Below are 13,971 nucleotides of genomic sequence, written 5' to 3' on the forward strand. Positions count from 1 at the left end.
TTGTGAGATTACAATATTATTTTTTGTAAAAAATCATATAAAAATTAAATTATTTGTCTAAAATCATCAAATCTTTAGGGAATTTAGTTAGTCTCTCAGATCCATTTTTTGTAATTAAAACAGTATCTTCTATTCTAACCCCTCCCCATCCTGGGAAATAAATACCTGGTTCCATTGTTATTATACATCCTTCTTCTATTGTTTTATCACCATAATTACCAATAAAAGGTTCTTCATGAACATCTCTTCCAACTCCATGTCCTATCCCTTGATAGTAGTAATCTTCATACTTCTTAACAACTTTTCTTATTTCTGCATCTGGAATTGTAGCATGTACACCAGCCTTCATGTTTTCAACTCCAACATCTTGTGCTTCTTTAACTAAATTATAAATCTCTAATTGTTTTTCAGAGGCTTCTCCAACTATAAAAGTTCTAGTTGTATCAGAAATATATCCATTGTACATAGCTCCATAATCTACAAGTACAAAATCACCTTTTTCTATAACCTTGTCACTTGGTTTACCATGAAGTAATGAAGTTTTTGCTCCTGATATCAATATAGTTTCAAATCCTATATTTTGTGCTCCATTCATTTTCATAAAATATTCTAGTTTTGTAGCTAATTCTATTTCAGTAACTCCAGCTTTTATATGTGGAACCAATTCTTCTAATGCTTTATCAGCTATTTCACAAGCTTTTCTTGTATTTTTAATTTCTTCTTTGTCCTTTATATATCTAAGTGTCTCTACAATATTTTCTGTAGGTATCAATTCTCCTCCATCTTGTTCAACTAGATTTTTAAGTTCTTCATATTTATCAAATACAATATTTGTTCTTTCAAATCCAAGCTTTTTTATACCTACTTTATCACACACACTTTTTACAGCTTTTGCTACACTTCTATCAAAATTATGCCAGTTTATAATTTCAAAACCTTTACAAACATTTTCCGCAAGCTCCATATATCTACTATCAGTAACTAAAAAATTTCCATCCTTACAAATAACTGCATATGCTTCTTCATCAGGAAAGCCACTTATGTAATTTACATTTGTTTTTTTTGTTAAGTATAATGCATCAAGTCCCTTAGCTTCTAACAATTCTACTACTTTTTCTACTTTGCTCATGATTTTGCCTCCAAAAAATAATTTTTACTTTAGTTATATTATATCACTAATAAGGTTATTTTTTATCTTATAGATGCTTTACTTCTAAAATTTTTTCATATGTTCTTAATATTATTTATACATTTCCACTGATTTTTTACTTAATATAAGTAACAACAAATAATATTTTCATCATTTTAACAATAAAAAAGAGGCTTATCTCTATTTTGAGACAGCCTCCTCATTTACATGTATGATTTCTATTTATTTTGCAGTGTAACCAGCCTTGATTAAAGTTTCAACAGCTAAATCACCTTTAGCATCATTTACAAGAACTATTGGCCCTGTACAACCCATACCACTTTCAGCATAGATTCCATTTTTCCATAGTTCAGATACTGCATCTTCTAAATCCATTATATCAACACCAGCTATTTGACGAGTAACAACCTCTTTATCTGGCATTTTAACTTCTATTTTTTCAGTTTTAACTTCTTTTTTAGTAAGAGAAGCTATAATATCATCAAATTTTGCACTTTTAACTTTTGCAAATTCGTTTCTTGCAATATTATTTATTTCTCCCTTTACAACATCATAAGCATATTTTAATGCATTAGATACTACTGGAGAACCTGATGCCCTCGATACTATAAGCACTCTTCTATCATAGTCTTCTCCAACTCCAGGACCATACCCAAAGCCTTGAGCTTCATAGTCTCCACCTGTAGTATATGAAGAAAATACTTTCATAAATATATTTCCAGATAATGTATCAGTAACCATAATATCAGGTGCACCTACAAGTAAATCATTACCTCTCATAACACATCCACCATCTGCTCTAATTGAATCTGCAAATTCTATATCATATCCATTATCTTTTAACTCTTTTAGACATTTTTCAACTTGTCTAGCTCCATCAACATTAAGTATTCCAACTTTTGGGCATTTATTTCCCATTGATTTGGCTGTAGCAATACCATAAATAGCATTTCTTACCATTGCTTCTATTCTATTAGTAGCACTTGTTCCTGTTGTTGTTGCAAGTATCATTTCTTTTCCTTTTGCTGGAGTTATTACTCTACCTACTGTAGATACTCCTATTGGAAAATTATAATGCATAGTAACACAAGCATCTATATATCCTGAATCTAATAATTCTTCCATTTTTCCATGCATTTCTTTTTCATCATTAACTTCAACTACTTCAAGGTCAGTTTCCACTTTTGGTCCAATAAGTACTATATCAAATAAATTAGATTTTGCTAAATGTGCACCATTAACCATGTTCTCTACACCATGTTCACTTCCAAGTGTAGTCACACCAATTCTTATTTTTTTGCCAAATTCGCCGCTTTCTATTGCATTAGCTACTTCTAAGAATACATCTGCGATTACTTTTTTTGACATATCCTCACCCCTATTCTTCTAACATATCTAATGCTAGTTTTTTCATAGATTCAGCTATTATCTTCTTAATTTCATCTTTAGATATTCCTGAAGTCTCTTCAGTAACACCTGTATTTCTTTCAGCTATAAAAGATACTCCATCGAATAAGTTGGTCATTCTTCCTAAGAATAAACTACCTTTTCCAACTATCATAGCTCTATTTCTATCTCCTGTAGTTAAATCATCTATTAAAAATCCTATATAAGGTGCTCCTGATGGTATATGTCCTTGAGTTGGTGCCCATCCTGGTAATCCTTTATTAGCCACAAAATCTTTTAATTCTTTCTTCTCTAAGTCTCCACGCTTAACAGCAAGTGCACCTATCATTTTGTAGTTTGCTTCTGGAACGTCTCCTGCTCCTGCTGGCTTAGTTATATCTGGATTTTGCATTTCAACTGAATATACATCAACGTCTGTTATTTTTAAATTAGCTCTATCAAGACCTGAAGTTATAAGTGCTGTCATAACTGCTTGAGGTGAAGAACCAGTTCCCACTGTATGCTTACCTGTTAAGTCAGTTCTTATAACTGGATTTACACCATCATTTTCAGATACAAGTACTGCAAATCCTCCAACAACATCTTCAAGTACAGGAAGACCTTTTTTAACGTGATCTTTAGCATTCATTCCAAGTTTAGCACTTGCTCCACCTGCTACTACCATTACGTTTTTGTGTATTCCAGATTTTACTAAAGCTGCGGCTTGAATTAATGCATGTGTTGGTGCTGCACAAAATCCTCTTGTATCAGAACCAGTTGCGTTTTGAAGTCCAGCTATTTCAGCTATTGATTTAGCAAAGTTTCCTCCACCTCTTTGGTTTATATCTCCACAAGCTTCTTCTGAACACTCAATAACATAATCTATTTCAGCAGGGTCTATTTTACTATGTCTTAGCATTTGAATAGCAGATAAAACTCCAGATGCTTTTACTACTAAATTTTCAAACATTGTATGGGCATTTAAGTTAACATCTACATCATGTGCTCTTTTTACATAGCCAACGAATTTTCCATCATGGTATAATCCTTCTGCTATGTGTGTTGCTACTAATTCCTTACCTTCTTCTATATCATCACCCTTTAATTTTCCTACAAATGGTGCAATTTCAGGGTAGTTATTTTCGATTTTTGGTTTTACTTCATCAATAAATTCTTGTGATAACTTTACTAAGTCAAATGCATCACTTATTTGCATTAAAGCTATAAACTCATCTTGAGGCATTATTTCACCAAATTTACCATTTCTAGTTCCCTCAACTTTTTGTTCACACCATGGCATTGGTAAATCTCTTAATTCTTCTGGTCTTCTGTTTCCTATGTAAACTTGATTTGGCATGTAGTTAACTACATCCTCGTAACTTCTTATATGATTACCTACTTCTTGTAAAAATTCTGAATCTGGATTTGTTGCTCTTTCAACTGTACAAGTACTTCCATTTTGCACTATCATATCTGGAGTATGAATAAGTACATAGCCTGCCCCTTTTAAAACTGGATAAGTCATTTTGTGCACCTCCATAAATTTTATGAACACCTAATTTTAATTTCATTAAAGACTTCAATTATTATATTTTTATTTTATTGTATATTTTATTTTATTATTTTTTTATGTATTTTGGTATTTTTTAAGATTTCATGAATGAATAACTCACATTTACCCATTCATGAAATCTATATTATTTTTTTTGTGTATAGTTATTTTTTATTTTTAGTGTGTGTTTATATTTTTATCTATATAATATATGTGTGTGTTATTTTTATTTTTCAAATACTGTTTGACCATCTACTTCTGTAGTTAAAGCGTTTAATGCTTTTTCTACAAGGCCTCTTCTTAGGGCTTTTTCTTCTGTATGGTCAAGTGCTGGATTTCCAAGTGGATGAGGTATTGCTATAGTTGGAACTATTCTGTTAGCCCCTACTGTTAACGAAATAGGTACTACTGTACACATATGAACTACTGGAAGTCCAGTTTTTTCTATTTCTTTTACCATCGTTGCACCGCAACGAGTACAAGTACCTCATGTAGAAGTTAAGATTACTGCATCTACACCATCAGCTACCAACGCTGCTCCAATTTCAGAAGCATATTTTTTAGAGTTTGCAACAGATGTACCATTACCTACAGTTGTATAGAAAGTTTCATGTAATTTTCCAATTACACCCTCTTTTTCTAAATCTCTAAGTACATCAACAGGTAAAACTCTATCTGCATCTAAGTTTGCATATACTGGGTCATACCCACCATGTGCAGTTTCATAAGTTTCTTCTGTTAAATCCATAACTCCTGCTATAGAATAAGTTCCATATTTAGAAGCTGAAGAAGATTCTATTCTATCTGGATTTCCTTTTGGAACTATACCACCAGAAGTAACCAAAGCTATTTTGCATTTTGATAGGTCTTTCACAGGATTACTTGGGTCAACTCTATCAAAGTTTGGCATTGGATATTCAGTTTCAAATGGCTCGCCTTTTATTTTCTTAACTAACATGTCAACAGCTCTCTTAGAACCTCTGTCTTCATGGAAGTAGTTAACTCTTATTCCTCTAGCTATGTATCCTTCTTCTTTAGGAGTTCCAATTTCTTCACCTTTAGCAAGTTTTATTGCAAGTTTGGCTATCTTAGGAAGTGCTTTTCTCATGCCTGCTGCAGAATCAGAAGTTTCTACTACATAAACATCCTTTTTGAACATATCTGCACCTGGATTTTCAATGTACATACCTGTTAAAGCTGGTATATTTAAAGCCTCTTTTACAACTTTAGTTATTGTTCCAGCAGCAACTCCATATCTACCAGCATTAAATGCAGGCCCAGCTATGAAAAGTTGTGGTTCAAAACCTTTTATCATTGCTAAAACTTCTTCACTTGCGCTATCTATATTTTCATTGAAATAACTATCTCCGCACACTACTGTACCAACTATTTCAATATCTTCACCTAATAATTTATCAAGTTGTAAACTTATTGGAGGTAAAGTTTCTGCCACATGTGGCTTAGTATCAGCTTTTTCTTCTCCACCTATACCAGCAAAGAACTGATTAATATAATGTACTGCTCTTAGTTTTCCCATCTCTTAGTTTCACCCCTTTTGCTTTTAGGCATTAAAATTTGCAAAATTCTTCTCTTATACCAGACATTTCTTCTGCTATTTCTTCAACTTCTAAAACCATTTCCATCATACTTATTTGATCTTCATATACAGTTTCATCAAATAATTCTTTCATTTGTTCCTCTACAACGTGGTAGACATTTAATCCTAAGGCAACTCCAGCAAGTGGTCCAGCGAAAGTTGGATCCCCCGCAGTTACTGTTTCGGCTGCAAGACCTGCAGCTTCGGCTTCAGCAGCACCTAGTAAAATCACAACATTTTCAGCTCCGAATTTATCAGCAGCTTCTTTAACTCTGTTTTGATTTTCTAAGTCCATAGCCCCAGCAGCTGTTCAGACAAAGCATTCTGTAGATGAGAAAACAACCTCTGCTCCTTCTACTGTTTTTACACATTCTTCTATCGCAGGTCCTGGTATACCATCACGGTCACCTATTATAAGAACCTTTTTATTACTAAGTAAACTCATAATAATCCTCCTTATTATATTTCTAATTATTTATATATCTATAACATTCATTATGTTTTGATAAATTTATTTACAATCTTTTTAATTGATATTACTCAATCATAATATTACTAAATCGTTTAATGAAATAAGTCTTAATATCCTTTAGCAGTTAAATGACCAAATCCTGTTTCATTAGTTGCACCTGTTATAGCTTGTATTTCAACCTCAATAGTTCCATCAGCTTTTAAGCTTCCATCAGAACCACCAGCTATTACATCTACTACTTCTAAATGACCAATTACCTTATCTAACTTAGGAAGTACTACAACTTGGTTAGCATTTCCACCTGTTACAACAGCATCTGCTCTTACATCTGCATCTGCAAGTGATTGAGAACCTCCATCACGTCCAGCATATTCATCTGTAACTATAACTGTTTTTACACCTTGCATTTCTATTTTTTTACAGTTCATAATAAGGTCAGTATCTGGATTTCCAAAACCTTCTTGTGAAACTATAACTGCATCTAATCCTAAGTATTTACATAACTTAGAAGTCCAGTTTGAAGATCTTTCTTTGTCTGCTAGGTAAACATTTTCATTAGTTATAATTACACCTACAAAATTTATATCTTTACCATGTCTTGCATATAAATCTTCAACTACTCCATTGTTTATATGAACATAACTTGGATTTTTGTCACATGCAGAAACACAGTTACCACTTACAATTGCTCCGTCCATTAATTCTGTTGGATATAATAATGTTGGCACTATTTGTTTTGCATCTACACCATATACATAAGTGTCATGTAATAATCCTTGAGTTTGAAGCATGTAAACATATCCTACTTTTGGAAGTTCTGGATACTCTTTTATTGACTCAAGAAGAGGTTTAGTTTCATATACTGAAACTTCATCTGGAGTAAGATTTCTTGCTGCTTCTCCTAAATACATTGCTGCTTTGAATCCTATCATTCTAACAGCTTTCTCATGAGCATATTGTTTTAAACCATCAATAGGTTCAGCTACTACTACTACATTATTTAATTTAGAAAATGGAGTGTATTTAGCTCCTTCTCCAGTCATATCTACTATACCTTCTTGGAAACCTACTATCTTTCCAGTAGTTACAACAGCTACACCTTTTAAAGCGTGAGTTTTTCCTTCTCCTACAGTGTCAACCTTGGATATGATACCTGGGAATATTCCCCCATCACCTTCAACTTTTACTCTTGGCTCAATAACATCTTTTACAGGTGTTATTCTTACGCTTTCACCTGGACGAGCTAATTCTATATCTATAGACTTAATATGCTCATCTCCACCAATTTCTTGTAGCATCTCTTGCTTATTGATGAATAATACTCCATCTTTCACTTCTGTTACATCACCAAATTGAATATCTTTTATAAAGATTTTCCCTAATTCAAGACGCATACTTGCACCTCCTGTTATTTAATTTTGTATATATGCATTTGAGTTTTTCTCAAAGTTATATCAATATTTTCTAACTTATTTTAAAGATGTTTTCATACTGTACTTTTATGTCTTGATATTTGTTTTATTACTAAAAATTCTTTATCGTAAAAAAAATATTTTATTTAAAATTATTTTTTTAACAAACTAAGACATAAAAATCCTTTTTACTCTACTTCTAGACTTAAATAGATTTTTTTCTTTTATTGTTAACATTATATCAACATATTAAAGGTATTTTTTAATCATGTCTTCTATATTAGGAATTGTAGCATCATCCTTAGTAACTTCGTCTACTTTTTCTCCATCTTTATATATAGCCATAGTTGGAAGCCCTAATACTTTTTGTTTTATAGCTAATCTTCTAGCTTTTGTTGTATCCATTTTACAGAACTTTATTTTATCCCCATAAGTTTCAGCTAATTTATGAACATCTGGCATTAAAGCTTTACAAGGTTCACAACCCTCACTCCAGAAATCAACAAATACAAAACCTTCTGCGTTTAAAACTTCTTCATCAAAAGTACTTTTATCTAAATCTAACATTTTCATGTTCCCCCTTGAAATTTTTATTTTATTTTAATATTTTAAATATTATCCATCGACTTTACTTTACAGATTTTTAGTTTTCAAACTTTTCATCAATGTATTTCTCAGCTACTATAGATGCAATTGCTCCATCATTAGTTGCAGTTACAACCTGTCTTAGAGTCTTAGATCTACAATCACCTGCTGCAAATACACCTGGTATATTAGTTCTCATATCTTCATCAGTTATTATATAACCTTTTTCATCCATATCAACTTTCCCTTTGAATAAATCAGTTTGAGCATCTAATCCAACGAAAACAAATACTCCCATTGTTCCATCTTCTTCATCTGCAAAGTATTCATGAGTCTCCCCAGTAACTTTGTTTTTAAATACAACTGATTCTAATATTCCATCACCTTTTATTTCTTCTATTACTGTATCTAGTAAAAACTCTATCTTTGGATTAGCCTTTGCTTTTTCTTCAACACTTTTAGCACATCTAAACCCTTGTCTTCTATGTACAATCGTTACTTTTCTAGCAAATTTAGTTAAGTACATTGCTTCCTCTAATGCACTGTCTCCTCCACCTACAACAAATACTTCAAAGTCTTCAAAGAAATCTGCATCACAAGTTGCACAATATGAAACCCCTTTACCAGTAAGTTCTTTTTCTCCTGGGCAACCAATTTTTCTTGGTGTTGCTCCTGTCCCTATTATTACTGCTTTTGCTCTATATTCTGCCTTTTGTCCTTTTAAAACTTTTATATCTCCATCTAGCTCAGTATCTACAATGTTGTCTCTTAACATTTCTGCTCCGAACTCTTTACATTGCTCAACCATTCTAGCTATTAGACTTGGTCCTGTTGCATTTGGAACTGACCCTGGATAATTTGCAATTTCATGTGTTATTACAATTTGCCCACCAGTCTTATCTTTTTCTAGGATTAGAGTTTTCATCTTTGCTCTTGCTCCATAAAGACCTGCTGCAAGTCCTGCTGGTCCTGAACCAATTATTACTAAGTCATACACATTTTCCATCTTGACTTATCCTCCCTAATTAAATTTCTTACTTTTATTTAATATTAAATCATATTTAATATTTAGACTTTTTTAATAACTTTTTAACAAACTCATTTATTCATACTGCATTCTTTGTATTGTATTATAAAATATATCATAGTCAATTACTCTAAAGTCATCTTGAACACTTTCTGTCCATCTTGGAGTCTTTTTATTATTCTGAAATTTACTTGCAGTGATGATTGCTTCTTCAATTAAGGTTAAAGAGTTTATATCCAAACGATTTCCTTGTTTTAGTATAACTGTTCTGTAAGGTGTTTCATTTGGTTTTACACTCCCATATAGTGGATGAGATAAAAGTTCATATCCTTCATGTATCAAATCTCTACTTGTTTCTAAGATTCCAATGTAAGTTGTATCTTTAAATAAAACTTCTCTGTCTTGAACTTCTTCTTTTACTTTTGGATTATTTGTAATTATTATCATTTTTTTACTCTCTTTCAAATTTTTATTTATTACTCGATAAATAAAAAACAGGAAAAACAAATCTCCCAATTTGTCTTCCCTGTTAAAATCATTTTCAGAGACCCGTCCAAATACAGTCATCTTTACCTGAGAATTTCATTTAATCTTCTGGGTATGTAAGATTAAATTTGTCCCTTCGGTCGCTTTTTTATAAAGCAGTCTCCCATACTCTTCGCCCGGATTATTATATTTTCAGAAAATTGAAAAGTTAGCAATTTATCTTTTATTTTTATAAATAGCTTTTTTCTATCTCTGTTGACTTAAGTATATAAACATTCTATAAAATTTGCAATAGTTTTTTTATATGTATTTTGTATACATTTTTACTTTTTTTTCCAAATGTTGATATTACATATTTCCCGTATTTTCTTTTTTTTTTAAGTACAAATCTTTTTTGGTTTATTATTTCAGATTAATTAAAAATATAACCATTTTTGTAAGAAAGGTATATTTTTTTAATTCTTGCTCTTACAGAATGTATTTCTCATAATTTTTTACAAATTGATGTCATTTATTTCATCAAACCATGATTTTACATCATCTATAACAGATTTTATACACTCATTATCAAATGGAGAATATAGATTTCCTATACTTACAATATCTAAAAACGACTTTGTTCCTCCTACTTTACAGATGTTTATATAATCATTCCATCCAGATTCTTTATCTTTAATCATTTTATCCCAGAATTGTAATGCACAAATTTGAGCTAATGCATAGTCTATATAGTAAAAAGGATTTTTAAATATGTGACCTTGTTTAAACCACCAACAACCTCGTTCTAAAAAAGGATTATCATCATAATTTCTATGTGGTAAGTATTTTTTCTCTAAAAATCTCCATATTTCTTTTCTTTTTGATTTGTCGATATTAGGATTTTTATAAATATAATGCTGAAATTCATCAACAACTACTCCATAAGGTATAAATTTAATTGCAGACGATAAATGAGTAAACTTGTATTTATCTGTATCTTCCTTAAAAAATAACTCCATCCATGGCCATGTTATAAATTCCATACTCATTGAATGAATTTCGCAACTATCCAGTGTCGGAAAATTAATCTCTGGCATCTCAATCCATCTGGACATATACAATTGAAATGCATGACCTGCCTCATGCGTCAATACATCTATATCATCAGATGTTTGATTAAAGTTAGAAAAAATAAATGGCGACTTATAGTCAGGTATATAGGTACAGTATCCACCAGCCCCTTTTCCTTTCTTTGTTTCTAAATCCATAAGTTCATTTTCTAACATAAAATTAAAAAATTCATCAGTTTCTTTAGATAACTCAGCATACATTCTTTTTCCATTTTTAATTATGTATTCTGAATTTCCCTTTAAAGTTGCATTTCCTGTTAAAAATTCTAAGTCTTCATCTATGTAACTCAAAGATTCTAAGCCTATTCTCTTAGCTTGCTTTTCATAAAGTTCATCAGCTAGTGGCACAATATATTTTAGTACTTGTTTTCTAAAATTTTCAATCCTATCTTCTCTGTAATTACTTCTCATCATTCTAATATATCCAAGCTCTACAAAGTTTTCAAAACCTAGTTTTTTTGCTATTTTATCTCTAAGTTTAACTAATTTATCAAATATATCATCAAATTTAGATTCATTTTCTTCAAAGAAATTATAATATGCCTTATTTGCTAATTCCCTTGTTTTTCTAGACTTAGAACTCATAAATATTCCCATACCAGATAAGTTTCTTTCTTCTCCTTCAAACATTATCTGTGCAGATGCTAAAAGTTTAGTATACTCTGAACACAATTTATTTTCTTCTTGTAATTCCTTTATTATCTCTTTGGAAAAACTTTTTAAAGAATAATCTACTATTGTAAAAAATTGTTCTCCAAATTCTTTTTTTAAATTAGTTTTAAATTTTGAATTTACTATAATATTATAAAAATATGAATTTAATTCTTCATATAAAGGCATGTATTCGTCCCAATAATTTTTTTCCTCTTGATAGAGTTTATTAAGAGTATTTATACTGTATCTTATGGATGCTATGTTTGACAACGTTTCTATTTTATTTCTCAACAAATTAATTTTATGTATATTTTCTTGTTGTTCATCATAACAACAAGAATTATCTATTTCTTCTACACACTTTAAAAATTCTTTTTTTATACTATCATAATTTGGTCTTTCATACTTAAACTCTGAAAACTTCATTTAAAACTCTCCTTCATAAATTTGTTCTTTATATTATAAATATAGTTTTATATGTATTACATGCTATTATTTACATGCATTATATACTACTATGACTTTATAAATCATTATTTTGAATAATATTTACATTGTAATCATGTTGAATAATAACATATGATTATTCTAATTACAATATTTTATAGAATAAAACTAATCACTGTGCAAACTTTAATAAAATTTTCATATAAAGCTACTATCATTTATAATAGAAGCTTATATCTATATCAAAATGCAAACGATACCATTTTTTACAGTTAACATTTATACACTTATAAAAGATACAATATTACATGAATATGTTATATAAGTAATAATTTTATCAAAAAATTAATACTATTAAACTTTCTAAATTCCTTATCTCTTGGTATAATAATATACACATTAAATTTTCTACTGAAATTTTGTTCAACACTAGCTGTGCCAACGTTTTCATTAGAAAATTAAGGATATAATTTACTGGAGGTTGATATGTACAAATTAATCGCACTAGATATTGATGGAACAATATTAAATACAAAAAGAAAAGTTACTCCTGAAGTATTTGAATCTATTCAAGAAGCAAAGAAGGCTGGAGCTAAAGTAGTTATAACAACAGGTAGACCCCTTCCTGGTGTCAAGGGACTTTTAAACCAATTAAACCTAACAGACGAAGGTGATTATGTTATATGCTTCAATGGAGCTATAATTCAAGAGGTTAAAAGTGAAAAAATAATACATGATGTAGAGATGACTTTAGATGACTTCGATTTTATATACAACAATGTTTGTAAAAAATATAATACCAAAATACACATAAATACAATGACAAATTTAGTCACGCCAAACGAAACGCCTGGTAAGTACACACTTCATGAAGCTAAATTAAACGATATAGAAGTTAAATATATACACAAAGATAAAATTGATAAATCTATTAAAATCTGTAAGGTCATGATAGTTGATGAACCAGAAAGATTAGAAGAAATTATAAAACAACTTCCTAAGAATTTATTCAATAGATATACTATAGTAAGGTCTGCCCCTTTTTATTTAGAATTTTTAGGTAAAACTACTAATAAGGGTACTGCACTTCAAACATTATGTAACAATCTAAATATACCTATAGAAAATGCTATTGCTGTTGGTGATGAAGAAAATGACCAACATATGATAAAATATGCAGGACTTGGTGTGGCTATGGGAAATGCACGTAGTAGTATAAAAGAAATTGCTGATTATGTTACTGATACCAACAATGAAAATGGAGTTGCAAAGGTTATAAACAAATATATACTTAATAAAGCTATCTAAATATCTAAAAAAAACTAAAAATATCCCTTTAGATTTAAATCCATCTCATATATATGTCAAGTACTAATAGTGTATATTACTTGTATTGTATAGAGATTTTGTCTAAAGGATATTTTTAGTTTTTGATAGATATATTCTTATACTAATACTTTTTGTTCAAGTTTAAATATTTTATATGACTCTACTATTGCTTCATTAATATCCAAACAATATATATCTTCATCATCTGATAATCCTGCTTCTTTTGTCCACATATCAAAATCATTCTTCGTCCAGAAGAAATTCATTACATTTCAGCAACTTGCTGCCCAATTTGAATGCTTATCAAGGTTTATATGAAGCACTCTTAAATCTGGATTGTTTACATATTCAATTTTTTCATCTTTTATAAATATTTCTACTTCTTTGCCTGTGGCACTACAGATAGAATTTATTCTTACATCTTGATTAAATGTACAAGAAGTCCCTATCGCATCTATAGCACACATTGCACTAAAGCTTCTATTATCACTTAATGTAACTTTATGATTAGTAGGTAATGCTGATACTGGATATATAAAATTTATACTATCTTCATCAACAACCATTATATTTTTATCAATAAAATGTTTTAGTGTAGTTTCTATATACTCTTTTTCTAAATTTAAATTTTCACTTATATGTCCAATTACTTCTTTAAGTGTAACACTAGAACATTTATCTATTATCATATCCATAATATATATTCTTATTTTTCGTTGTGTGTCATCTAAACTATTGTATTTTTCTATTTGACTCATTTCCACT

12 protein-coding genes and 1 riboswitch are annotated in these 13,971 nt (G+C 30.1%); of the genes, 1 reads left to right on the plus strand and 11 read right to left on the minus strand.

The window, feature by feature from the left end:
- Window positions 1-49 precede the first annotated feature (49 nt).
- The 10 genes from KGF50_RS05035 to KGF50_RS05080 all read right to left on the minus strand — a co-directional run bounded on the left by KGF50_RS05035 (window position 50) and on the right by KGF50_RS05080 (window position 11,856).
- Entirely contained in the window at window positions 50-1,129 is a 1,080-nt protein-coding gene (locus tag KGF50_RS05035) for a M24 family metallopeptidase (RefSeq protein ID WP_227847083.1), read from the minus strand.
- A gap of 243 nt (window positions 1,130-1,372) precedes the next feature.
- Complete coding sequence (grdD, locus tag KGF50_RS05040; RefSeq protein WP_227847084.1) at window positions 1,373-2,518, minus strand: glycine/sarcosine/betaine reductase complex component C subunit alpha; 1,146 nt, start codon at window positions 2,516-2,518, stop codon at window positions 1,373-1,375.
- A gap of 10 nt (window positions 2,519-2,528) precedes the next feature.
- Window positions 2,529-4,061 (minus strand): glycine/sarcosine/betaine reductase complex component C subunit beta, encoded by a 1,533-nt coding sequence (gene grdC / locus KGF50_RS05045; protein WP_227847085.1) that lies wholly within the window; start codon window positions 4,059-4,061, stop codon window positions 2,529-2,531.
- Between the two features lie 253 nt (window positions 4,062-4,314).
- A complete protein-coding gene (grdB, locus tag KGF50_RS05050) occupies window positions 4,315-5,625 on the minus strand; it encodes a glycine reductase complex selenoprotein B (RefSeq protein ID WP_227847086.1) in 1,311 nt (436 codons plus the stop codon).
- A gap of 31 nt (window positions 5,626-5,656) precedes the next feature.
- Window positions 5,657-6,130 (minus strand): glycine/sarcosine/betaine reductase complex selenoprotein A, encoded by a 474-nt coding sequence (gene grdA / locus KGF50_RS05055; protein ID WP_227847087.1) that lies wholly within the window; start codon window positions 6,128-6,130, stop codon window positions 5,657-5,659.
- Between the two features lie 134 nt (window positions 6,131-6,264).
- Window positions 6,265-7,551, minus strand: coding sequence for a glycine/sarcosine/betaine reductase component B subunit (locus tag KGF50_RS05060; RefSeq protein ID WP_227847088.1), 1,287 nt, complete (start codon window positions 7,549-7,551; stop codon window positions 6,265-6,267).
- 267 nt (window positions 7,552-7,818) lie between these two features.
- Window positions 7,819-8,136: a thioredoxin TrxA gene (trxA, locus tag KGF50_RS05065; protein WP_227847089.1), complete on the minus strand. Its 318-nt coding sequence runs from the start codon at window positions 8,134-8,136 to the stop codon at window positions 7,819-7,821.
- Window positions 8,137-8,212: 76 nt separating this feature from the next.
- Window positions 8,213-9,160 carry a thioredoxin-disulfide reductase gene (gene trxB, locus KGF50_RS05070; RefSeq protein ID WP_227847090.1) on the minus strand — a complete coding sequence of 316 codons (948 nt, stop codon included), beginning with the start codon at window positions 9,158-9,160 and terminating at the stop codon, window positions 8,213-8,215.
- 96 nt (window positions 9,161-9,256) lie between these two features.
- Window positions 9,257-9,628, minus strand: coding sequence for a GrdX family protein (locus KGF50_RS05075; protein ID WP_227847091.1), 372 nt, complete (start codon window positions 9,626-9,628; stop codon window positions 9,257-9,259).
- Window positions 9,629-9,731: 103 nt separating this feature from the next.
- Window positions 9,732-9,843: riboswitch (glycine riboswitch) on the minus strand.
- A gap of 318 nt (window positions 9,844-10,161) precedes the next feature.
- Window positions 10,162-11,856: a M3 family oligoendopeptidase gene (locus tag KGF50_RS05080; protein WP_227847092.1), complete on the minus strand. Its 1,695-nt coding sequence runs from the start codon at window positions 11,854-11,856 to the stop codon at window positions 10,162-10,164.
- A gap of 507 nt (window positions 11,857-12,363) precedes the next feature.
- Between KGF50_RS05080 and yidA the strand changes: the two genes are divergently transcribed.
- Complete coding sequence (gene yidA, locus KGF50_RS05085) at window positions 12,364-13,185, plus strand: sugar-phosphatase (RefSeq protein WP_227847093.1); 822 nt, start codon at window positions 12,364-12,366, stop codon at window positions 13,183-13,185.
- 137 nt (window positions 13,186-13,322) lie between these two features.
- Here yidA and saoL read toward each other — a convergent pair whose 3' ends face one another.
- On the minus strand, window positions 13,323-13,964 hold the full coding sequence (saoL, locus tag KGF50_RS05095; protein WP_255654766.1) for a MerB-like organometallic lyase SaoL: 642 nt from the start codon (window positions 13,962-13,964) through the stop codon (window positions 13,323-13,325).
- Window positions 13,965-13,971 lie beyond the last annotated feature (7 nt).

The sequence above is a fragment of the Clostridioides sp. ZZV15-6598 genome (genome assembly GCF_020657705.1).
GTDB lineage: Bacteria > Bacillota > Clostridia > Peptostreptococcales > Peptostreptococcaceae > Clostridioides > Clostridioides difficile_F.

Bases quoted from the DNA above. Each gene is read 5' to 3' on its own strand.
- grdC (WP_227847085.1), bottom strand. From the start codon at position 4,061: ATGACTTATCCAGTTTTAAAAGGGGCAGGCTATGTACTTATTCATACT.
- grdD (WP_227847084.1), bottom strand. From the start codon at position 2,518: ATGTCAAAAAAAGTAATCGCAGATGTATTCTTAGAAGTAGCTAATGCA.
- KGF50_RS05080 (WP_227847092.1), bottom strand. From the start codon at position 11,856: ATGAAGTTTTCAGAGTTTAAGTATGAAAGACCAAATTATGATAGTATA.
- yidA (WP_227847093.1), top strand. From the start codon at position 12,364: ATGTACAAATTAATCGCACTAGATATTGATGGAACAATATTAAATACA.
- KGF50_RS05060 (WP_227847088.1), bottom strand. From the start codon at position 7,551: ATGCGTCTTGAATTAGGGAAAATCTTTATAAAAGATATTCAATTTGGT.
- KGF50_RS05075 (WP_227847091.1), bottom strand. From the start codon at position 9,628: ATGATAATAATTACAAATAATCCAAAAGTAAAAGAAGAAGTTCAAGAC.
- KGF50_RS05035 (WP_227847083.1), bottom strand. From the start codon at position 1,129: ATGAGCAAAGTAGAAAAAGTAGTAGAATTGTTAGAAGCTAAGGGACTT.
- trxA (WP_227847089.1), bottom strand. From the start codon at position 8,136: ATGTTAGATTTAGATAAAAGTACTTTTGATGAAGAAGTTTTAAACGCA.
- trxB (WP_227847090.1), bottom strand. From the start codon at position 9,160: ATGGAAAATGTGTATGACTTAGTAATAATTGGTTCAGGACCAGCAGGA.